This is a genomic window from Peribacillus sp. NPDC096379, assembly GCF_044762875.1.
Lineage (GTDB): Bacteria > Bacillota > Bacilli > Bacillales > DSM-1321 > Peribacillus.
This window is the reverse complement of sequence record NZ_JBIWFD010000001.1, coordinates 1,048,073-1,068,968: the sequence shown is the minus strand read 5'-3', so window position 1 is coordinate 1,068,968 and position 20,896 is coordinate 1,048,073. Positions and strand designations below refer to the sequence as shown.

The 20,896-nt window shown below is 38.0% G+C and carries 22 protein-coding genes; 6 read left to right on the top strand and 16 right to left on the bottom strand.

What is annotated here, in order from left to right; translation table 11 throughout:
* Nucleotides 1-38 precede the first annotated feature (38 nt).
* From ACIQZI_RS05050 to ACIQZI_RS05040, 3 genes are all read right to left on the bottom strand, one after another.
* Complete coding sequence (locus tag ACIQZI_RS05050; protein WP_403070105.1) at nucleotides 39-1,226, bottom strand: YqgU-like beta propeller domain-containing protein; 1,188 nt, start codon at nucleotides 1,224-1,226, stop codon at nucleotides 39-41.
* Nucleotides 1,227-1,405: 179 nt separating this feature from the next.
* A complete protein-coding gene (locus ACIQZI_RS05045; protein WP_403070102.1) occupies nucleotides 1,406-2,374 on the bottom strand; it encodes an ROK family glucokinase in 969 nt (322 codons plus the stop codon).
* Nucleotides 2,375-2,430: 56 nt separating this feature from the next.
* Nucleotides 2,431-2,622 (bottom strand): YqgQ family protein, encoded by a 192-nt coding sequence (locus tag ACIQZI_RS05040; protein WP_062178030.1) that lies wholly within the window; start codon nucleotides 2,620-2,622, stop codon nucleotides 2,431-2,433.
* 347 nt (nucleotides 2,623-2,969) lie between these two features.
* Between ACIQZI_RS05040 and ACIQZI_RS05035 the strand changes: the two genes are divergently transcribed.
* A complete protein-coding gene (locus ACIQZI_RS05035) occupies nucleotides 2,970-3,836 on the top strand; it encodes a hypothetical protein (protein WP_403070097.1) in 867 nt (288 codons plus the stop codon).
* A 178-nt stretch (nucleotides 3,837-4,014) separates the two neighbouring features.
* Here ACIQZI_RS05035 and ACIQZI_RS05030 read toward each other — a convergent pair whose 3' ends face one another.
* The 5 genes from ACIQZI_RS05030 to ACIQZI_RS05010 form a co-directional block, all read right to left on the bottom strand.
* Nucleotides 4,015-5,550 (bottom strand): rhomboid family intramembrane serine protease, encoded by a 1,536-nt coding sequence (locus ACIQZI_RS05030; RefSeq protein ID WP_403070094.1) that lies wholly within the window; start codon nucleotides 5,548-5,550, stop codon nucleotides 4,015-4,017.
* Between the two features lie 297 nt (nucleotides 5,551-5,847).
* Entirely contained in the window at nucleotides 5,848-6,051 is a 204-nt protein-coding gene (locus ACIQZI_RS05025) for a hypothetical protein (RefSeq protein WP_062178023.1), read from the bottom strand.
* A gap of 715 nt (nucleotides 6,052-6,766) precedes the next feature.
* On the bottom strand, nucleotides 6,767-7,336 hold the full coding sequence (locus ACIQZI_RS05020; protein WP_403070090.1) for a 5-formyltetrahydrofolate cyclo-ligase: 570 nt from the start codon (nucleotides 7,334-7,336) through the stop codon (nucleotides 6,767-6,769).
* A gap of 167 nt (nucleotides 7,337-7,503) precedes the next feature.
* Nucleotides 7,504-7,653 carry a 50S ribosomal protein L33 gene (gene rpmG / locus ACIQZI_RS05015; protein WP_028391797.1) on the bottom strand — a complete coding sequence of 50 codons (150 nt, stop codon included), beginning with the start codon at nucleotides 7,651-7,653 and terminating at the stop codon, nucleotides 7,504-7,506.
* Between the two features lie 114 nt (nucleotides 7,654-7,767).
* Nucleotides 7,768-8,433, bottom strand: coding sequence for a hypothetical protein (locus ACIQZI_RS05010; protein WP_403070087.1), 666 nt, complete (start codon nucleotides 8,431-8,433; stop codon nucleotides 7,768-7,770).
* Nucleotides 8,434-8,900: 467 nt separating this feature from the next.
* Between ACIQZI_RS05010 and ACIQZI_RS05005 the strand changes: the two genes are divergently transcribed.
* Nucleotides 8,901-9,275, top strand: coding sequence for a hypothetical protein (locus tag ACIQZI_RS05005; RefSeq protein WP_157279399.1), 375 nt, complete (start codon nucleotides 8,901-8,903; stop codon nucleotides 9,273-9,275).
* Nucleotides 9,272-9,739 (top strand): hypothetical protein, encoded by a 468-nt coding sequence (locus ACIQZI_RS05000; RefSeq protein ID WP_403070083.1) that lies wholly within the window; start codon nucleotides 9,272-9,274, stop codon nucleotides 9,737-9,739. The genes ACIQZI_RS05005 and ACIQZI_RS05000 overlap by 4 nt, the downstream gene beginning before the upstream one ends.
* A 74-nt stretch (nucleotides 9,740-9,813) precedes the next feature.
* On the opposite strand, the gene pstB is transcribed toward ACIQZI_RS05000, so the two are convergent.
* From pstB to ACIQZI_RS04965, 7 genes are all read right to left on the bottom strand, one after another.
* Nucleotides 9,814-10,635, bottom strand: a complete 822-nt coding sequence (gene pstB / locus ACIQZI_RS04995; protein ID WP_403070080.1) for a phosphate ABC transporter ATP-binding protein PstB — start codon at nucleotides 10,633-10,635, stop codon at nucleotides 9,814-9,816.
* 15 nt (nucleotides 10,636-10,650) lie between these two features.
* Nucleotides 10,651-11,532 (bottom strand): phosphate ABC transporter permease PstA, encoded by an 882-nt coding sequence (gene pstA, locus ACIQZI_RS04990; RefSeq protein WP_403070077.1) that lies wholly within the window; start codon nucleotides 11,530-11,532, stop codon nucleotides 10,651-10,653.
* Nucleotides 11,532-12,497, bottom strand: coding sequence for a phosphate ABC transporter permease subunit PstC (gene pstC, locus ACIQZI_RS04985; protein ID WP_403072047.1), 966 nt, complete (start codon nucleotides 12,495-12,497; stop codon nucleotides 11,532-11,534). The genes pstA and pstC overlap by 1 nt, the downstream gene beginning before the upstream one ends.
* 79 nt (nucleotides 12,498-12,576) lie before the next feature.
* On the bottom strand, nucleotides 12,577-13,548 hold the full coding sequence (locus ACIQZI_RS04980; RefSeq protein ID WP_403070074.1) for a PstS family phosphate ABC transporter substrate-binding protein: 972 nt from the start codon (nucleotides 13,546-13,548) through the stop codon (nucleotides 12,577-12,579).
* A 363-nt stretch (nucleotides 13,549-13,911) separates the two neighbouring features.
* A complete protein-coding gene (locus ACIQZI_RS04975) occupies nucleotides 13,912-16,068 on the bottom strand; it encodes a peptidoglycan D,D-transpeptidase FtsI family protein (protein ID WP_403070072.1) in 2,157 nt (718 codons plus the stop codon).
* Between the two features lie 382 nt (nucleotides 16,069-16,450).
* On the bottom strand, nucleotides 16,451-17,671 hold the full coding sequence (locus tag ACIQZI_RS04970; RefSeq protein ID WP_403070069.1) for an MFS transporter: 1,221 nt from the start codon (nucleotides 17,669-17,671) through the stop codon (nucleotides 16,451-16,453).
* A gap of 144 nt (nucleotides 17,672-17,815) precedes the next feature.
* Complete coding sequence (locus ACIQZI_RS04965; RefSeq protein ID WP_062178000.1) at nucleotides 17,816-18,424, bottom strand: superoxide dismutase; 609 nt, start codon at nucleotides 18,422-18,424, stop codon at nucleotides 17,816-17,818.
* A gap of 33 nt (nucleotides 18,425-18,457) precedes the next feature.
* Here ACIQZI_RS04965 and ACIQZI_RS04960 point away from each other — a divergent pair, with 33 nt between their 5' ends.
* A complete protein-coding gene (locus tag ACIQZI_RS04960; protein ID WP_403070065.1) occupies nucleotides 18,458-18,658 on the top strand; it encodes a hypothetical protein in 201 nt (66 codons plus the stop codon).
* Between the two features lie 45 nt (nucleotides 18,659-18,703).
* On the opposite strand, the gene ACIQZI_RS04955 is transcribed toward ACIQZI_RS04960, so the two are convergent.
* Complete coding sequence (locus tag ACIQZI_RS04955) at nucleotides 18,704-19,186, bottom strand: DUF456 domain-containing protein (protein WP_062177997.1); 483 nt, start codon at nucleotides 19,184-19,186, stop codon at nucleotides 18,704-18,706.
* A 309-nt stretch (nucleotides 19,187-19,495) separates the two neighbouring features.
* Between ACIQZI_RS04955 and ACIQZI_RS04950 the strand changes: the two genes are divergently transcribed.
* Nucleotides 19,496-20,290, top strand: a complete 795-nt coding sequence (locus ACIQZI_RS04950) for a DUF1189 domain-containing protein (RefSeq protein WP_062177994.1) — start codon at nucleotides 19,496-19,498, stop codon at nucleotides 20,288-20,290.
* 266 nt (nucleotides 20,291-20,556) lie between these two features.
* On the top strand, nucleotides 20,557-20,880 hold the full coding sequence (locus ACIQZI_RS04945) for a hypothetical protein (RefSeq protein ID WP_403070060.1): 324 nt from the start codon (nucleotides 20,557-20,559) through the stop codon (nucleotides 20,878-20,880).
* Nucleotides 20,881-20,896: the final 16 nt, after the last annotated feature.

Below are 20,896 nucleotides of genomic sequence, written 5' to 3'. Positions count from 1 at the left end.
AAAAATAAAGAGGCTGCCAATCGGCTGCCTCTTTATTTTTAGCTAATTTCAAATAAATTTTTCACTGTTTTATTTTTCAAGTTAATAATTTTTTCAAATTGATTCCCATAAAGGCACCAAATACCGTTCGGCGAACAGCTTAATGGTTCGTTTTCCGCTTTCGTAAGAATCACTTCTTCTTTTCCAGTCTTCCAGTTGAATACGTGTAAGGAAAATCCCCCAGCATATTGACCAACATTCGCCGCTTTTTCTGGTATGAAAGAGATAAATTGAGAAGTTTCTTCTCTCATGTCGAAGTAAGGGATCAGCCAACTCGAATAGTTTTTTAAATGTAGTGCTGAAAAACTTGTAATAAGTTTGTTTTTATCAGTAAAAAAGCTATAAGTAGCTTTATCATAGTTCTCGCTTTGATCTTGAATCGTCATTAATGTATGCTCTGTTCGAGTAAAGTAAATAACGTCAAGCATCATACTTTCCCGCTGATTTGAACGAAGATTCTTCTTCATAAGTGGGGCTTTTAAATTAGGCTCATCTTCATCCCAGTCTAGATACAGCAGGTCTTCCTTACTTCCCCACTTCACAAAGGGCTGTGGAAATTCTATCATTTCAATCTTTTGTTCTTTCGTATTTACGATGTATGTTCGATATGACCAATCTTCAAAAAAACTAGAAAGAAACAACACACCTTGGTCATGTATATTCCATTCATAAGCTAACTCAATTGATGGAACAGAAGCAGAAAAAGCCATCGTGCCATCATGGTTTAAAACTTCAATCACTGCTTCATTAGCCAATGGAGCTAAATGAACGAGCACGTACGATCGATCTGGACTAATACTGACATCCACAATATCTTCGGTTGGTTGATAAAAAACGCTTTTTTTCTGCGTCTGAAAATTCCAGCTCATCACCTGTAATTGGTTATTTTTACCGAGTTTTTCCGAATAAATAATGGTGGAGGAATCCAACCAGCCATACACTTGTACAATCTGTTCGTGTTTGTCGATTAGAAATTCAGGTAGCTCATACTTGTCTTCAACGACAACGGGGTTTTCTAATTCTTTTTCTGGTTTCAGTGTTTCTTCATTCTTCGTGGCCTCACAAGCCGTTAGGAGAAGGAATATGGAGATGGTACATAATACAAAACAATTGTTTAACCGAATTGCCGGTAGTCCCGGTCGCAGCAATAGATGAACTACTGCCCTAAAAAATTTTTCAACCCCCACACCTCCTTTTTTACTAATGCTTTAGATATTCATTATAAAACAAAAAATCAACGAAAGCCCCCAAAAACTGTCACAAAATATTTTTTTATTATCATACATGACAAAAAGAATGCCCCATAACGAAAGGGTCAACCCCTTTCTTGGAACATCCTCTCATTGTGATGATTTATCAAGATCCATTAATTAGCGAAATGTTTTTTCACAAGCCATGCAGCTCCAATGACTCCTGCATCATTTCCGAGTGTAGCCATGCTAATTGTTGTTGATTTGCGAACCCGCTTAAATGCGTAGAATTCAAAATACTCCCGAACTGGTTTAAGCAGTAAATCACCCGCTTTAGAGACCCCTCCGCCAATTACGATTTTTTCCGGATTCAAGATATTACCTGCCTGTGCTAAAGCAAGGCCTAAGTACTTGCTAACTTGTTGAATAACCTTTAGAGATATAGCATCTCCTTCTTCTGCACATGTGAATAGTAGTTTCGATGATAAGCTTTCCCCACCATCTATTTTTTCTTGGAGCAAGGAAGGTTCGTTTGTTTTTTCCAGAGCTTCTTTTGCCAAACGAACGATTCCTGTCGCGGAAGCTACCGTTTCAAGACAGCCGGTTTTGCCGCAGTTACAAGGAGCACCTGCGTCTGTTACGACTGTGATGTGACCTAATTCTCCACCCGCACCGCTTACCCCATGAACCATTAATCCGTTAGCAATGACCCCGCCACCGACTCCAGTTCCAAGCGTCACGCAAACGATATCCTTTGCCCCATTTCCTGCACCCTTCCACATTTCTCCAAGTGCCGCTATATTCGCGTCATTATCAATGACAGCTGGTAGTAAAGTTTCCGTTTCCAGTAAATCCTTTAACGGGTAGTTGTTCCAGCCAAGATTAATAGCTTCATAAATTGAACCATTTACAGCATTTACAGGGCCTGGTGCCCCCATTCCGACCCCAAGCAACTTACTTTTAGACTCTCCTAATTCCGCCAATTTATCATCAATCGCTTTGGCAATATTGGTGGTGATGCGCTGACCATTATCTGAAATATCAGTGGCAATTTCCCATTTATGAAGAATTTCACCGTACATATTAATAATTGCGAGCTTCGTTGTGGTTCCACCCAAATCTACGCCCATTAGCCATTTATCCATTTATGTCACCTTCTACTTTTTTATTGATTGTTTATATACATCAACCCGATTACTTCTCATTCCGAAGCCTGAATCTCTTGTCTTAACAACAAAATAGCCATCTGGAATTCTTTAGTGTCCATTATACCTAACTTGTAAATTTCTCGAATCTCTACTTCCATCAGTTCAAGATCTGCGATTCTGTCACCTGTATAGATGAACGTTCCAAATCTTCTTAAGTATGTTTTAATATCATAAATTGTTTTCATGAATGTCCCTTTCCTAAAGTTGCTTTACTTAATTTATATTCTAGTAAAAGTATAGCGAATACATGATTAACCGACAAGTGAAAGCGTTTTTTTTGCAAAAAAAGGGCGGGGCTTCGCGAAATCAGCTCCGCACCGCCAACCTTCATAAGGTGATACAGTTTATAAAACCTGTGAACCTTTTTATCCCGGTTTAACAGGCTGTCCCCCCACTAATGGCAGTTTCACTTTATCGATAGGCTTTAGAGCAGGCGCTCATGAATGTTTTATCTATTTGCAAAACAAAATATATTTTCATAGTTGTCCATCTTCATTCATAAGATAGAGTACCGTGATTTTTTTGGAGGTGCATGATGAAAATCGAATGGAAGCATACAGCCATTATATTAGTAACTGCTCTATTAGCTGCATTTTTTACCTTCGGATCAAAATCTGTCGAAGATACCATTATTTTTTTCCCGATAGACCCTGACCTCCGCTTTACTACAGCTGATACGAATTTACGTGCAAAGCAAAAAGGTACGTCACACTATCAAGTAAACTGGAAAGTCGAATCCACCTTAGCTCAGCCGGTTTATTTACGCCAAGATATTTCTTTATTATTTAGAAACGGCCGATTACTAGGACTTATAAAGGATTGGAAACAAGATCAAGCAAATTTATTACATACAAAATCTTTTTCTGAAAAAGAAAGTGGTCTCTTCGAAAGCGTCAGCTTCCATTATGGGGAAGTGCATCCGAAAGAAAACACCTATACAAGTGTGCAAAAAATGAGTAAAGATCATCTTTATGCAATCCTCTCTCTCCAAAAGGACTTTCAAACATTTCACGATCCGATCAATAATGAGCAAAAAAAATGGCAGCATACACTTGACAAGTACACAAGGTCTATTGTAGATACAGCTTATACAGACGCCCTGAAGCAATTCGGCATCCTAGAAAATCATTACACCGCATTACCGTTAACGGATTTGCCAAACAGGACCGATGAACTACTTAAAAGTTTTCCATCGGCACAGAGAGAAGAAATAATCGGAAAACTTTGGGAAGGGTTATATAAAAATTATCTTTTGGGAATACAAAAAGAAGACGGAAGCATCCTAAATCCAATTGGCAGTACTATCCCAATTGTACTTGTTGCAAAAAATCACACAGAGCTTCTCATTCTATTGCAAACTAGCGACGGAACACCTATAGTGCTTCGGCAAAGTATATAAAAGTTATTTCTAAAGCACTCGCACGAAGAAAAATATTTATTCTTCATGCGAGGCTTTTTTCAAAGGTTAGCTTTAGTCAACTGTCTAAATCATTTATATACCCCACGTATTAATTGGTACGCAAAGGCTATAGGGCATTTATTCCTAACCCCCTTATTATTTGCAAGATAGTGATACTTTATGGTGTTTCATTCAACTGATTCAATATTTTTTGATATTCTTCTTGATCTGGAGAAAGATCAACCGCTTTTTGAAACTGGCTCTTCGCTTCTTCCACCCGATGCAGCTTATAATAACATAAGCCTAAATTGTAATGAGCTTCATGAAATTCCGGATTTTGTATTACGGACTCTTCGTAATTCATTGAGGCATCTTGATAATTACCACGCTCAAATTCAATATTTCCTAATACAAATGAAGAAAACGGATGAGTTTCCATTTTATCAATACTAGTCGTTAACAGTTCGTATGCTTTATCACTATCTCCAGCAGTCATATATTCTTGGGCCAAACTCCCTGTCGTTTCATCAAAGTATACAGATTGATTCCTATCACTATAGGCGTATTGAAGCAATCCAAAGGTAAGGATAATCGTAGCACCCGCAAATAATAGTTGTTTAATGTTTGGTTTATGTTTAGGGAGATGGACGATACCAGCAGCCAAGAAGCCGCCGACCAACCCACCAATATGCCCGGCATTATCAATTCCTGACACTGAAAAGCCATAGCCTAAATTGATTGCAATCAAAATAATAATATTCATGCCCATCGTTCTAAAAAATAATTTCGGGTATATGATGCCAAAATAGAGTAAAGCACCAAAACAGCCAAAAATAGCGCCACTCGCTCCCGCAGAAACGGACGGCGTAATAATCAAACTGGCTAATGATCCACCAAAGCCAGCTACCAGATAAATGATTAAAAATCGGATATTTCCATAAAGCCGTTCAACTTCCGTTCCAATAAAATAGAGAGATAGGGAATTCATCAATAAATGCATAAAGCCAATATGTACAACAATTGGTGTAAAAAAGCGCCACCATTCTCCGGACAGAATATAAGGCGAATATTTAGCTCCGTAATCCACTAGTGTTTTTGTATTCGTACTTCCACCATTCATTTCCATTAATAAAAAGATGATAATCTGCATCGTCATAAAAATATATGTAAATAGAGGTTTCCCTCTTTGGAATAGCTGTTGTTCTTCCTTTGCTTGTTGAACAGAACCCGCTAGAGCAACTTGTTTTACCTTGCTAATCTTTTGTTCGTCGATTTCCTCATCAGGTGGAAATTCAATGGAAAGAGACTTAGTAAACATCGTTTCAAGCTCATTTATTCTGTCAGTATAGGCAGCTGTACTTACGATTTGTGAAGTGACTGTCGTTTTGTTTGCCATCCTTTTCTTGTCAATAAATTCATATTCATCTACAGGTTCAAACTCTGTAATATACACATTCAAAACATCCAAAGGCTTTTTAATAAGTTTTTTCCTTATTTGTTCGCCAATTAGAGTGGCTCTGTCAATATCACGCTTTAACCAATTCGCCCAATCAAGATCATGACGAATGATTCTAACAACAGGAAACGCCTTGTCTCTCTCTGTTTCAAGCCATATTTCTTGATGATCGTCAGATATCGTAACCATTCGATAATGATATTGAACTGTAAGCTGTTTAATAATCGACCAATATAGATAATCCTCCTTAAATGCCAATACTTTCCCCACTTTCTTATTGCTAATTTATGTATTCTTGCTTACCCTTTCTCTTCACTATAGTAGATTTAATTGTAATTGTACAAACAAACGTACATGAATTGTTTCGTTTTTTTGTTATTCAAAAACAAGAGCCTTGCTCAATCTATAGGCATTGAAAAATATAGATTCGCATTAAATTGATTGGCTCTACTCTCGAAAAAGTTGCTGTTCATAACGTTCTTCTTAATTCCTAAAAAAGGGCCGATCCCCACTCCTATAAACTTAGGAGATACAGAATCAGACCCAAAACCTGCCTTACGAATAATTAGTACCATTTCCCCCACTAAAGAGGCCTTGTAACATCTTCTCACGTACAGCACGTGATCCAAATGTTCCCGAAACTAGCAATTTACGCAAAAAGGAATTGGCTAAGATCAGATTCATCAAGCGATAACGACAATGATATCCAAAATACACTACCATGCCAATCATCATTATTTTCATTATTGTTCGAAGCATATCCATCCCTCCTATCCCTAGTGTGGCGAAATCAAGAATTTTTATCCCGGTTTAACAAGCTGTAATACCCCCACCTCAATTTTCCCGAGAAAAACAAACAATAAATAGGTGGGGATAAACAGCCTGTAAATCCCCGATTGGTGAGATACAGTGGAACTACCGCTGTGCTCTTCGGCGGTTTAGTTGAACCAATCGGGTTCGTCCTGTCGATTGATCGAAGCGAAAGAGAAGGTCTTAACGACAGGAAAACGGGACTAACCATCAGTTGGGGATGAAAGTTTCACTTTATCCCACTCTTGACGAGTAGTAAGACTCCCTCTTAGAATTCTGAGTAAACAAAAGAAGATAGAGGTAGGAGGATATCAACTGCCCCTAAAGGTCTGATTGGTGAGAGACAATGAAACGCACCGCTATGCTTTTCAGCAGTTTAGTTCATTAAATCGGGTTCGCACTGTCGATTAATCTAGGTTTCATTTTATGTGCGTGTTCAAAAAGAAGGTTAAAAAGAGCCGAGAAGTTCTGCGAGCGCATCTCGACAACCTTTCAAATATGTAGGAATACGCGAGAACCAGACTTTCACAGGATGTGCTGACTTCTGTGTGGCTCGTCATGACGTGCGCGACTTTAACAGAAGGTCAAAAATACGCTTTGATGCAATTCGCAAGCTTTTTTATCGGATTTTTGAACATCCTCTTTATATTCATAAGAAAAAGTATTAATTCTCGGCGCTATATACATGATTTGGTGTAATAATTTTTGAAACGGGGATATCATGACATTCGATAGGCAAGTATTCCATTAACTGAAGTTCGAATGCCAGTGACAGTAGCTTGCCTTTATAATCGGAAAGAAAACGGTCATAGTATCCGCCACCAAAGCCCAATCGGTACCCTTTTCTTGTAAACGCTAAACCCGGTACGATCAGTAAAGAGAGGTCTTCCTTAGTTGCCTGCTCCGTCGCCAATACGGGCTCCTGTAAGCCAAAATAAACCGTCTCTAATTCCGAGAAGCTGGTTATGTACCTGAAATCCAATTCTTTACTACTTGGCTTACATTTCGGAACCGCTACGCGTTTTCCTTCGAGCCAAGCTTGTTCGATAATAAATTTTGTTTCAGGCTCCGGATGAACCGCTACAGTAATACCAATCGTTTCTACCTGCTTCCATTCTTTTAGCGCGAACACTTTCTGTGCAATTTCACGCGAAAGCTGGGTATGCTCAATCGTAGACAAACTTGATAATCTCCGTTTCATTTCTTCACGAATTTTCCGCTTATTATCTGTCATGTAGAATACCGCCTTTCTTATGCTTTAACATATAATCACTTAACTTAAATGAAAAGATCATTAGTTAAATTTCAATTATTCAGTTATTTTAACTCTTATTGTACTACGTTTTGTATAGCTCCAACCATTTTTCTACAAAAAAAAACAACAGGAGAAAACCCTGTTGCTTACTTTGTTTCACGGTGTGTAGTTGAACGTTTTTCTCTTGAGCAGTATTTTTTAAGCTCAAGACGATCTGGATTATTACGTTTATTTTTTTTAGAAATATAGTTACGATCTCCACATTCAGTGCAAGCTAATGTAATATTCACGCGCATGTGTATTTCCCTCCAAACATATTGACGTTTTCACATAGGACTTTTCTATAATAGCATTTTTTCTATACAAATGCTAGTCTGTTTTTTGAGAAATATCATCATAAAATACTTCTATTAATGAGGCAGAGCAGAAAGTAATTGATCATGCATGAACAAGGCTTCCTCTTTGGTGTTTGTATGGATGACCCAAGCGACTGCTTCAATACACTCATCAGGTTGAATTTCCGGTTCTAAGGAAAAAATGCTGCTCACTTCTCCTTTTGCGAGTGGTGAATAGGAAAGTATTCCTTCTTTAAGCGATTTAAAGCAGCCATACTGATACAAGCTCCCTTTTCCTTGAATACAATATTGCGAAATCCCCTTTCCTTTTACTACCCCACCAAGCAAGGAGATTGATTTTTTGCCAATGTGTAAAATTGCCTTCTCTCCTGGGCAATAAAAGGCAACATTTTGAGGATCACGCATGTTTTCATAATGAAAGACCATTTTAGGTGATTTTAAAAAAGCAGATGTATTTTTAATCGTGCATCTCACAAATGATATATGTTGTTTTGAAAAAGATTGAATGAGGGAACGTATTTGTCCCCCTGTATTAACAGCCATTTCTTCCTCAGAATACCAGTCAAATTCTCCATCAATCCATATTCCAGCCTTTAATTGTTTCCGGAAGCCATGTGACTCAGATCCCTTGGGTAATGTTTCGTAAGCTGATAAAGTGTTCATCATGATTCTCCCCTTTTCATTTAATGTAAGCGCTTCAATATATTGGTACTTAAGCAAGACCTACAACCTACAACCTACGAGCTGTGTGTCTGTTCAATAGTTAGAATAGTCAGTTTTTTATTACTCTAATCGTAGCACTGAATAGCATTCCATACAATAAACGCATTTTGTCGAATTTCACATCTCCTTTTCCTTCTAGGTAAATTAGTTAAAAAATATTTGCTAAAACGTATTTATTAGATTTTTCCATTTAAATTCGACAACGTTTCAGTAACTGATTAGACAAATACCGGTTTATTTTTTATAATTATGCTCATTGCTCCAGAAACTTACCCAATTTTGCAAAAAAGTGTGGTAAATTAAGAATTGTGACCGAACGACTAAATAGCTAAATGCCTTTATCTTAGCCGTCTTTGATTCGCATCCTTAGTTCAAACGTACTTGTCTACTTTCACTCGAAGCGACGGTATCAAGGGGTTTAAATGATCAGAGAGACCCAATAAAAAAAATGCAGAGGTGAACGTATGGAATATCTACTAATTGGACTTTTGGTATTTTCCAGTATTCTTTTACTAATTTCCTTCTTCACAAAAGATCATGTAAAACTTGAAGAAGAAATAGAGCAAATGACCATTACGCATATGCAAGAAATGTATCAAATTAAAAAGAAAATCAAAATATTAGAAGAAGAACTACTTATTCAAGAAAACCCTCCATCGTATACAGTACATAAACCAAACAACACTGCTTCACAGATCAATGAAATTCTTAAAAGCCAAGTGCTCTCACTGTATCAACAAGGGATATCACTTGAGCAAATTGCCAAACAATCTACCTTATCGATGGATACGGTCATCACAGTTATTGAAGATGCAACAAAAGCGAGGATCAAAACATGAATAAATCGACAATTCGAGCATTTGCAGCAGGAATCATATTCACGTCTGCTCTTGTTGGTGGCTATTCATATGTATTTCCTATTGAAAAGAAAGCCTCTTTAACCCTTGAAGAAGCGAAAGTGATGCTGGAACATAACGGATACAAAATCCAATCTGCTGAAACTAGCAAAAAAGAGGCTACAAGCAAGCAGCAGGCCAGTGAAACCATTTCTGATGCTAAGAAACGAGTGGTACCTATACAAGCTGAGAAGCCATCTGCTGTTTCTTATACGTTAACTGTGGAATCTGGGATGACACCTGAGAAAATAGCAGAGGTTCTTGAAAACGAGGGCATTTTCGAAAATGGTGTAGTGTTTCTCCAATACTTGAAAGAAAATCAATTAATCAAGCGCATTCAGATTGGACAATATACATTTACACCTAATATGGAACTTACCGAAATTGTTAAAATGCTGACTGAATAATGAAGAGAATACCTCAAAAAAAGGGTCTGACCCCGCAACAACTCAATACAGAGTGCGAGGTCAGACCCTTTTCATTAACCAAATCTTCCACTAATATAATCTTCTGTCCGTTTATCAGTTGGGTTTGAAAAAATTGTTGTTGTATCACGATATTCGACAACCTCACCGCTCAAGAAAAATGCCGTACGGTCAGAAATACGTGCAGCTTGCTGCATGTTATGCGTAACGATGATAATACTAAAGTCATTTTTTAGTTCCTGAATTAATTCTTCCACTTTTAAAGTCGAAATAGGATCCAGTGCAGAAGTTGGTTCATCCATCAAGATGACATCCGGCTCAATGGCAAGGCAACGAGCGATACAAAGACGTTGTTGCTGTCCACCTGAAAGGCCATACGCATTTTCTTTTAGACGGTCTTTCACCTCATCCCAAATCGCTGCACCACGTAAACTTTTCTCAACAATTTCATCAAGAACCTTCTTATTTTTGATTCCATGGATTTTGGGACCGTACGCTATATTTTCATAAATAGACTTTGGAAATGGGTTTGGCTTTTGAAACACCATTCCTACTTGAGTACGTAAATCTTCCACACCGTATGATTTATCTAGAATATTACGACCTCTGTATTGGATTTCACCAGATGTTTTTACACCAGGAACCATTTCAATCATGCGGTTTAGCGTTTTAATATACGTCGACTTTCCACACCCTGATGGGCCAATGATAGCCGTAACTTCATTTTCATACAAATCCAAGTTGACGTTTTTTAATGCATGTGTGCTACCATACCATAGGTTCAAATCTGTTGTTTTATAAACAAACTCTTTTTCCTCATGGGTCTTTGTAGTTATTCCGTCTTGTTTATTTTGGGATCTTAATACTGTTACATTCATTTGCTGCTTCCTCCCTTAATATCTTTTCTGAAAATGATTTCGAATGAATACCGCAATCGAATTCATTAGGATTAATAAAACAAGCATAACAAGAATACCAGCCGCTGCTACGTCTTGAAATTCTGCTTGAGGACGGGATGTCCAGTTGTAGATTTGCATAGGCAATACAGTAAATGTGTCCATGATTGTTTTTGGCAAAAAGGCGACGAACATCGGTATCCCGATGACGATAAGTGGCGCAGTTTCGCCGATCGCTCTTGACAAGGCCAAAATCCCACCAGTTAAGATTCCAGGAATCGCAGCAGGTAAAACAACTTTTAAAACAGTTTGCCATTTTGTTGCCCCCATCGCGAAAGATGCTTCACGAAGTTCTTTCGGAACAGAACGAATTGCTTCCTGCGAGGCTACAATAATAACAGGTAGAACGAGAAGACTCATCGTTAATCCTGCAGCTAGTACAGAACGTTCTAATGCCAATGCTCTGACGAAAATGGTAAGTCCCAGTAGCCCAAATACAATCGAAGGGACGCCGGCAAGATTAGAGATATTAAGTTTAATGAAAGATGTGAATTTATTTTTTTTCGCATATTCTTCTAAATATATTGCTGTGCCGACACCTAGTATTAACGAAACAGGAGCCACGACGATCATAAGCCAAATTGTACCGATGAAGGCAGCTTTGATACCTGCATCTTCCGGTCTTCTTGATGCGAAGTTCTGGAAGAAGTCTAAATTTATATAGCCAATTCCTTGGGTAATAATTCGATAGAATAATACCCCGAGTACTAATAAACCAAACAATGTGGAAAGGAAAAACAATCCTTTAAACACTCGGTTTTTGATAATCCTACTCGCCATTTTTTTTGCAACTATTTCTTTATCCACTAACTTATTCATCAATATTCCTCCTTAAACTTTCGTGTGATGAACTGTGCAAATAAGTTCATAAACAGTGTAAAGAGGAACAAAGTCATTCCTACTGCATATATACTATAATAAATGGTCGTTTGATACCCAGCATCACCTGTGCTCACTTGAACAATATACGCCGTCATCGTTTGAATAGAAGATGTGACATCAAAACTTGCATTCGGTGTTGACCCACCTGCCACTGAAACGATCATCGTCTCCCCAATTGCTCGGGATAAAGCAAGAACAACCGATGCGGTAATACCAGATACTGCTGCAGGTAAAATGACCTTAATTGTCGTTTCTAATTTAGTGGCTCCAAGTGCGAAGGCTCCTTCGCGAATTGAACGTGGTACAGACGACATGGCATCCTCCGATAAAGAAGCAACCATTGGCGTAATCATAATTCCCACGACAATCCCTGGGCTTAACGCATTAAATGTTTCAAGACTCGGAATCAACTGTTTCAATATTGGCGTAACAAATGTCAGTGCAAAAAATCCATACACGATGGTAGGGATACCAGCCAATACTTCTAAAATTGGTTTAATGATTCTACGTGCTTTTTCAGAAGCATATTCACTCAAATAAATGGCAGTTGCCAAACCAATAGGGACTGCAACGATCGCTGCAATTCCTGTTACTTTTAAAGTACCCACAACGAGCGGCATAATTCCAAATGATGCATCTGTCGCGGAAAATGGATACCATTTTTTATTTGTGAAAAATTCAATGATTGATACTCGGTCAAAGAAGATAAATGTTTCAAATATTAATGTGAACACAATTCCAATTGTTGTTAAAACGGATAAAACTGCAGTTAGTAAAAGTAGTCCAGGAATTAATTTTTCAAAATTAAAATTGTTCTTTTTCTTTAATCTTTTCTCTGTAATCATTTGCTGCACTGAGTATTCTTTATCGTTACCGCGTGGCAATCTGAAAACCCCTTTCATCATAGCCAAAAGGATGGCGGGTTCATCCAGGTTGTACCCGCCATCTTTTCATTTTTTGTTATTCTTTTATATCTGAAACTTATTTTGTAAGTTCAGCTAGTTTTTCTAAATCTTTTTTATAATCTTCTTCGGGTAAGCTAATATAACCAACCTCTTCTGCCAATTTACCAGCATTTTCGATTGTGAATTTTGTGTAGTCTGCAACTTGTTCTTTATCAGCTACTGCTTTATTAGATACATATGTGAAAACTGTTCTTGAAAGTGGTGCGTAGTCCCCGTTTCCAATTGTTTCATGAGTCGGTTCAACTGGACCATTTCCATTATCAATGCTTACATCTTTAAGCTTGTCTTGGTTTTCTGCGTAATAAGCATAACCGAAGAAACCAATCGCGTTTTTATCACCTGATACACCTTGAACAAGGATATTGTCATCTTCTGAAAGTGTTGCGTTTGAAACGATCGGTGCATCCTCTAAAATAACTTCGTTGAAATAATCATATGTTCCTGAATCTGTACCTGGAGAATAGAATTTAATTTCTTCTTTCGGCCACTCTGGACGGATATCAGACCACATTTTTGCTTTTCCGCTATCTACCCATAATGCTTTTAATTCTTCAACTGTTAAATGGTCAACAAAATCATTTTCAGGGTTAACAACAACTGTTATACCGTCAAATGCTAATGGTAATTCAGTAAATTCGATTCCGTTTTTATCAAGCTCTGCTTTTTCTTCATCTTTCACTGGGCGAGAAGCATTGCTTAAGTCTGTTTCTCCTGCAATGAATTTCTTAAATCCGCCACCAGTACCTGAAAAACCAACAGATACTCTTACATCTGGCTGAACTGCTCCGTATTCTTCAGAAACAGCTTCCATGATTGGGTATACAGTAGATGAACCATCAATAATAACTTCTCCAGAAAGTTTTTCAGCTGTGTCCCCAGTAGTACCAGAAGTGCTTTCATCTTTAGTAGTGTCTGAGCCGCATGCTGTTGCTACAGCCAAAACTCCTGTTAACATTGCTGTTAAAGCGAAACCTTTAAATTTCTTCATTTACTTATTCCCCCTGAAATATTCATTGTTTGTTTCTACAAACTAAGATTACTATCTTACTGTTAACGAACATTAAACCATTTGTAAATTTTGCGTAAACTTCTGTGCGAATTTTGTAAAGAACAAACAAGAATTGCGTCGAATAAACGAGAACAAACAATTCTCTTCTTTAGAAATCCCCCCTTTTGCACCTTCTATACATGTAGACAATAGTAATCAGTAGAATTGAAATGCAAAAAAAGCTATCCTAAAAACAAAAGAGCCTAACCCACAGACCCTATCAATAGCACAAAGTGTATGTACTATTGATAGAGTATGAGGTCAGACTCTCTTGGGACATCTTTTTTTAAAAGCGTTTATTCATTATTCTGCTTGTTCTTGTTCGTTTTCCTTACTATTAACAACCTTATTCTCTGAAGTTGCTTCCGTTTGGCCTGCCTGTTGACGAGTCTTTTTCAAATCGAAATAAGTATCCAGAGCGAATTCAGCCAGTTTGCCGTTCAACCCATTGCTTGAATGGCCTTGATAAGCCCAAGGAACGACAACGGCAAAAGCAACTTCAGGATTCTCTGCCGGAGCATATCCAACCATACTCAGGCTCATAGTTGCTTGGAGACCTTTATATTTATCTTTGTTTGGTCCATCATAGAAAGCTTGTGCTGTACCTGTTTTTGCAGCGACTGTATAGGCTTTGTTCTTTCCGCCGAAGTATTTATAAGCCGTTCCCCCTTTTTCCATAGCAACCATTTTAAAGCCAGTCTGAACACGATCAATCCAGCTATCTTTCATGTCCAGTTTATTCAGGACTTTTGGGGTTATTTCATTAAATACAGCACCAAGTTGTGTATTATCATCAACAGGATCATGAATTTCTTTGACTATATGAGGCTCCATTCGATAGCCGCCATTCGCGATTGTTGAGACATATTGTGCCAACTGCATCGGTGTATAGGTATCATACTGTCCAATAGCAAAATCGAGTAATTTACCAGGATTATTCGTATCTTGCCCGACGAAACCAGTCATTTCATTCGGCAAATCAATCCCTGTCCGTGCCCCTAAACCAAATTGGACAAAAGAATGGCGCATCGTATCAAAGTCCTTAGGTCCAATATTCAGCCCCCTATTTGGTGAATATTCTGCACCAGCTATCGCAATTGCCGTTAAAAACATGTATACGTTGGAGGATTTTTTTAACGCTGTTAAATCATTAATATTCCCCATATTTGAATACGACTTCTTTTGTGGCGTATTTTTAATAAGTAAGGGTCTATCATAGAAATACCGATTCGGCTGAATGGCACCTGTTTGATACCCAGTTAAAATCGTTGCACCTTTTACACTAGACCCTACTGTATAGGAAGACGAAATATTACCTAGAGCATAATCATTGATCGTTGGTTTGCCTGTTTCCTTATCAATGGCATATTGCTTTCCGGCCATCGTCAAAATTTCCCCTGTTTTTGGATCCATTAATACAACAAAAGCCCGATCAAGGAATTTTGTATTGCCTGCTTTTTTTGCCTGTAGTAATTGCTTCTCAATTTCATTTTCGATTGCTTGCTGAAGATCCATATCAACGGTTAAGACTAAATCCTTCCCACGCTGTCCCTCAGAAATAATTTGGGATTCAACAACATTTCCGCCCTTATCTGTTATATTCTTCACTTTCGCTTTATTTCCTTGAAGCACATCTTCATACTGCAATTCGATATAGCTTTTCCCTACCCGATCATTCCGGCTGTACCCGCGTGAAAGGTAATAATCAAGTTTTTCACTCGGTAAACCTTCGTCCGATGATGATACCTTACCGAGGACGGATTTCAACGTTTGACCAAAAGCATATGTTCGATCCCAGTCAGTAGTGATGTTTACACCTGGCATTGAATCAAGGTTTTCACTTACTCTAGCGAATTCTTCTTCGGTTACGTCTTTGTTTTTAACAATTTGTGGTGTTAGCGCATAGCCACTCGAAAATTCACGATAAATGGCGAGCACTTCAAGCTCAGGATCTGTGAAGGAATTGATTTCCTTCTCAGTAATTCTTTCAATTTGAAGCTTGTATAAATCTTTTTGTTCAAGTTCGCCTTCCGTAACCTTTTTTCGGTCGGCATCGGTGATTTTGGCTTCAGCCTCATCCGGATGTTTAAGAATCCAGAAATCTTTTCTATCTCGTACCGTTATCTTATCCGTTTCTTTATCAATTAATTTGGCTAGTTTTTCTGCAGTATCCAGCATCTCCGTTGCCTTTGTTCCCTGGCTTCTCGTATAAGTAATAGCATTCAACGGCTCATTGTCGACCATCACCTTTAAATTTCGATCATACATTTTCCCACGAGGAACAGGATTATTCACAGTCACTTCTTCTGTTCTTTCAATTTCTCTTTTATAATCATCTCCATAGACGATTTGAACAAGTCCCAGACGGAGAATGAGCACTGAAAATAATAGGAAAACTGCAAAGAAAAGTAAATTTAATCGCAAAGGAACATGAGTCTTTTTCTTTTTTTCTTTCGTCACGCTAAGCCACACATCCTTTTATAAAAATAGTAATCTATCTTATTCTATATAACTTGAAAGAGAATATCTAGTTTTGTTAATGCAAAATTACTTATTTATTTTGCCTATGTAGCAGGTGCTTTTAATCCTCTTTCCGTTTCTGAGCTTTTCTCTGCAAAAAACATTTTTTTGGTGCTGAAATTATGATTTACACGCAGGCTTCATCTTTTTTGAGCGAGATTTGAAATTTACGCGACAGATTGTCCTCTTTTGAGCCGGAACGAAAGAGGTAGGCGTCTATAGGTGTTTCTTTCATTTTAGAATAAAAAGATGTAGACCTCGCGTTTTTTATTTTCACACTTTATTCAGTCGCGAGGCCTAACCCTTTCTAGATATCCGTATATCATGCGGGGTGGTCCATATTAATTTTTCTAACAAATAAATAAATAATTGTATGTCCTGATCCAACGATTAATAAAAAGATAGGTAAGCTTTTTACCGGGTCAAAAAACATGACGGTAAGAATAAAGCCCGCAATTGAAACAATCCGCCCGAGCAGAATGTAGAGTTCTCTAACTACAATATATTCAATTCTTAACTCTGCCGCCTGCCACGCACGGCCAATAATATCGTAAGTCAAAGACATGTACGGTACAAGTAAGATTGGATAAGCAATTGCGATCGTCGCAGCATAAAAAAGCAGCTTGGCATAGGTGACATCGAAAGCAAGTAAGAATACGCCTGCATATAAGAGTATTCCGCCAAGCAGGATTGATTTCTTCCTCATTTTTTGCTTAATATATCTTGCTGCGAAATAATAAGCGATAAACGAAAGGATTGAATTCACCATACTGAAATTTCCTAGCGCAAGTTCACTTCCCGTTTGAATGAAAACCAAAATCGAAACGACAAACATAAATGTTCCTTCGCGTAAACCTTGAAAAAAATGTGCATACGTAATTAGCCGCCAATTATCATTATTTTTCCTTTCTTTAAGTGTACGGAAAAATAAATATTTACCATGAGCTGGCCGTCTTTCTAAAGAAAAACTAAAATATACCGCTATCGCAAATAATAACAACGATACCCCAAATATGATCGAGTACCCTGTAAACTTCTCCATTCTGGATATAATGAAGCCCGCGAAAATAGGTCCGATTATCCCTCCTGCAGAAGTAAGCAACCCTAAAAAGCCATTGAAAAAATCACGTGTTTCTGGTTCTGTAATTTCAAAAGTCAACACGTTAAAGGCAAGCCAGTAGAACCCATACCCGATCCCAAGTAATCCACCTAGTAAGATAAGAAAATGTGTGGCCTGTGTGCCAATTAAGAGAACAGCTAAATAAAAAGCAGCTAAAAATATGACGCCGAGCCTCAAAACAATAATCCGATCTACCTTTTTGGCAATTCTACCTGCAAACACAAATGTAAACGGCTGAAAAATTGCCACGGCCAAATTATAAATTCCGATATCTACGTAATCTCCAGACTGCTTCCACAGAAATACATTTACAAACGTATTTGAGAGCGCAATACTCATGCTGTACAGTCCGCCGATAATTAGCAGAATCCGTAAATCCCGATTAATCTCCATGTCTCCAGTCCATTTTTTTATAATGCCCATATTTTAACTCTCCTTTAATTACTTTTATAGTGTTTGAAGAACAATGGACATTTATTTAAAGGAGTCGATATTTCAAAATTTTTCCTCTAGCAACTAAAAAAACAGGGATTCCTTTGTGGAATCCCTGTTTTTTTAGTTGCTATCTTATTTTGCTGCGCCGAAACGGCTAGCTACTTCATCCCAGTTTACAACGTTCCAGAATGCGTTGATGTATTCTGGACGACGGTTTTGGTAGTTCAAGTAGTATGCATGTTCCCAAACGTCTAAACCAAGTAAAGGTGTTTTGCCTTCCATGATTGGAGAGTCTTGGTTAGGTGTGCTTGAAACCTCAAGCTCACCATTGTTTACTGAAAGCCAAGCCCAGCCCGATCCGAAACGAGTTGTAGCTGCTTTAGCGAATTCTTCTTTGAAGCTGTCAAAGCTGCCAAATTTAGAAGTGATTGCATCCGCTAATTCACCAGTCGGCTGCCCGCCACCATTTGGTGAGATGATTTGCCAGAATAATGAGTGGTTCGCGTGTCCGCCACCATTGTTGCGTACAGCAGTGCGTTTCGCTTCAGGAACTGCATCAAGGTTTGCAATTACTTCTTCAACACTTTTGCTCAAAAGTTCTTCATTGCCTTCAAGAGCAGCGTTTAAGTTTGTTACATACGTGTTATGGTGTTTCGTGTGGTGAATGTTCATTGTTTCTTTGTCGATGTTTGGTTCTAACGCATCATATGCGTACGGTAATTGTGGAAGTTCGAATGCCATAATAAAATTCCTCCCTATGTAACTAATGTTTTTTTGGACGAAGTAGCATTGCACATGCAAACACTATGCTCGTTTCAATTAGAATATCAAAGTTTTGGTAACGTTTCAAACGTTATGCCTCATCATTTTCAAATTCTTCATCCACCTAAAGCGAAAAGGCGCCCATTTATCGGCGACAAGCACGAGACAAGACGGCATGGAGGTTGTTTCTTTGGCCTTCTTGTTGGCTTGTAGCCCCAAGCCGATGACGTCTATAGCTCACCAAACTAATCCTCATTATTACAAAACGACGAACAAGAAGTAAATAACCATAAACAGCTGGATGATGCTTTTGGTTACAACACTCCCAACAAAGCCCATCACTGAACCGAAGCCAATTTTTGCAGCTACGACCGGACTTTTCTTGTGAATAACCATCTCCGCTATGATGGCCCCTAAGAATGGTCCGATGATAATCCCTAAGAACGGAATGACAAACGGACCGACTAAGATACCAATCGTACTTCCCCATACGCCCGCCCTAGACCCCCCGAACTTTTTCACACCTGCTAAATTAGCTACATAATCTGCACAAAATAATAAAAGGACTAATAAAATTTGGATGGTCCAGAATATCCAATTAAAAGACTCAAAGGAGTAAAATACTCCATATAACAAAATACCACCCAAAACAAACAACACACTTGGGATAATGGGATAAACGAGACCAATAAACCCAATAATAAACATGACAACAATTACGAGCCAATACATTACATCCATTTTCATCCTACTTTCTAAGAAAAACCACCACAGCGCCTTGGCTATATTCTACTATAAAGTGAAACTTCAATCAGTGGGGGTTTTCTTCATCCCCCACTGATTGTTAGTTGAACCAATCGGGCTTTAACGTATTGGCCTAGGTAGCACTCTAATACCCATTGTAATAAACTTATACGCTTATCATTGAAAGAAAAATTCTTTCAAATACATTCTAACGAATCTTCAATGACTTTCTGTTGTGTTCTTCTGGACACCTAGCTAAAATGAAAAAGACATATAGAAACCATTTCATAAAAAGGGCTGTGAAGAATGAATATTTTCAAACAATTTATTTTAAGTTTGTACTCACCGAAAGACATCGCAAGTTTTCGAAACCAAGGAATCGGAAAAACGATCTTGTTCGTCTTCTTCCTTTCTCTCGTTTCCATTATTCCCTCTGCCTATTATTTCAGTACGGCAATCCAAGCAAGCATTCCTGCAATTAAGACAACATTTACGGAAGATTTGCCTGATTTCACAATAAAGAATGGAACACTAACGGATACTAGTGAAGAACCTGTTATTATCGAGAAGAATAATATGACAATTTATATGGATGACAGCGGTGAAATAACTGCCCAGCAAATTGCTCGAGAATCTATCACTGCTATCGGATTATTACAAAATGAACTTGTCTTCACGACAGGCGGAGAAATTCAAACAGGTCCCTACTCCTTACTTGAAGGGCAATCGATCTCAAACAAAGATATTGAAAAGATGCTAGACACTGCTACATCCCTTTTGCCTGTAGCGATTGTTGTGTTAGTTCTAGCAATGTTCCTGTTTACGTCAGCGTTATTATTTATTAAAGTGTCTATCTTTGCTATGTTTGGTTTACTTTTTAATAATTTGCTTGGCCGTGGTCTTTCCTATCGTCACCTTTGGAGAATTACAGCTTACAGCATCACATTGCCGACGATCTTTTTCACAATTATGGCGGCTTTTCAAACGATTGTCCCATACGGTTCAACCATAAACTGGTTCGTTACCATTTTCATGTTGTATTTATCTCTAAAAGAGGTACCGAATAACAAAGATAGAATCGAACGTATTAACTCTAAATAATTTCTTAAGGGACATCGATATATTGGTGTCCCTTTTTAATTGCTTCATCCTACATACTCTATAACCAGCAATCATTAAATTCTCCTTCATGATATTCCCTTAATGGGGGTAACTTTCTCTTCTTTAGCTCTCATTTTCTAACGTAGCGGATTGCCTGTACATTTGAAACATAGAAATCACAGGTAAAAAAACTGCCCAATTTTAGGCATAGTCCGAATGGTTTCACATATACATGAAATAAAGACGAGACGAGCTGGGGGATGTTCATGAAAAAAATGCTACTTTTCTTATCGATTTGTTTTACCGTTTTTATCATTTATTACGATATAACAAAAGGAACGCTCCCTGCTAAATCAACTGTGAAAACCATTGAGGTTAGTTCGACTCCTGTTTCAGAAATTATCCCAATTCCATATAAAGAAATCAAGATACGTGCAGGGGATTCGTTATTATCCATCATTAAAAAGCAGGAAGGTACACTTCCTCTTTCCATCGAAACCATCATTTCGGATTTTGAGAACTTAAATGGAATTAAACCTGAAGCCATGCAAATAGGCAATACGTATAAAATCCCCTTCTATAATGAATAAAAGATTCAATCCTTGT

What these genes read in the sequence shown, in the direction of transcription:
- ACIQZI_RS05045 (WP_403070102.1), bottom strand. Translation starts at nt 2,374, where the DNA reads ATGGATAAATGGCTAATGGGCGTAGATTTGGGTGGAACCACAACGAAG.
- ACIQZI_RS05040 (WP_062178030.1), bottom strand. Translation starts at nt 2,622, where the DNA reads ATGAAAACAATTTATGATATTAAAACATACTTAAGAAGATTTGGAACG.
- ACIQZI_RS05035 (WP_403070097.1), top strand. Translation starts at nt 2,970, where the DNA reads ATGATGAAAATCGAATGGAAGCATACAGCCATTATATTAGTAACTGCT.
- ACIQZI_RS05025 (WP_062178023.1), bottom strand. Translation starts at nt 6,051, where the DNA reads ATGCTTCGAACAATAATGAAAATAATGATGATTGGCATGGTAGTGTAT.
- ACIQZI_RS05020 (WP_403070090.1), bottom strand. Translation starts at nt 7,336, where the DNA reads ATGACAGATAATAAGCGGAAAATTCGTGAAGAAATGAAACGGAGATTA.
- rpmG (WP_028391797.1), bottom strand. Translation starts at nt 7,653, where the DNA reads ATGCGCGTGAATATTACATTAGCTTGCACTGAATGTGGAGATCGTAAC.
- ACIQZI_RS05005 (WP_157279399.1), top strand. Translation starts at nt 8,901, where the DNA reads ATGGAATATCTACTAATTGGACTTTTGGTATTTTCCAGTATTCTTTTA.
- ACIQZI_RS05000 (WP_403070083.1), top strand. Translation starts at nt 9,272, where the DNA reads ATGAATAAATCGACAATTCGAGCATTTGCAGCAGGAATCATATTCACG.
- pstB (WP_403070080.1), bottom strand. Translation starts at nt 10,635, where the DNA reads ATGAATGTAACAGTATTAAGATCCCAAAATAAACAAGACGGAATAACT.
- pstA (WP_403070077.1), bottom strand. Translation starts at nt 11,532, where the DNA reads ATGAATAAGTTAGTGGATAAAGAAATAGTTGCAAAAAAAATGGCGAGT.
- pstC (WP_403072047.1), bottom strand. Translation starts at nt 12,497, where the DNA reads ATGAAAGGGGTTTTCAGATTGCCACGCGGTAACGATAAAGAATACTCA.
- ACIQZI_RS04980 (WP_403070074.1), bottom strand. Translation starts at nt 13,548, where the DNA reads ATGAAGAAATTTAAAGGTTTCGCTTTAACAGCAATGTTAACAGGAGTT.
- ACIQZI_RS04970 (WP_403070069.1), bottom strand. Translation starts at nt 17,671, where the DNA reads ATGGGCATTATAAAAAAATGGACTGGAGACATGGAGATTAATCGGGAT.
- ACIQZI_RS04965 (WP_062178000.1), bottom strand. Translation starts at nt 18,424, where the DNA reads ATGGCATTCGAACTTCCACAATTACCGTACGCATATGATGCGTTAGAA.
- ACIQZI_RS04955 (WP_062177997.1), bottom strand. Translation starts at nt 19,186, where the DNA reads ATGGATGTAATGTATTGGCTCGTAATTGTTGTCATGTTTATTATTGGG.
- ACIQZI_RS04950 (WP_062177994.1), top strand. Translation starts at nt 19,496, where the DNA reads ATGAATATTTTCAAACAATTTATTTTAAGTTTGTACTCACCGAAAGAC.
- ACIQZI_RS04945 (WP_403070060.1), top strand. Translation starts at nt 20,557, where the DNA reads ATGAAAAAAATGCTACTTTTCTTATCGATTTGTTTTACCGTTTTTATC.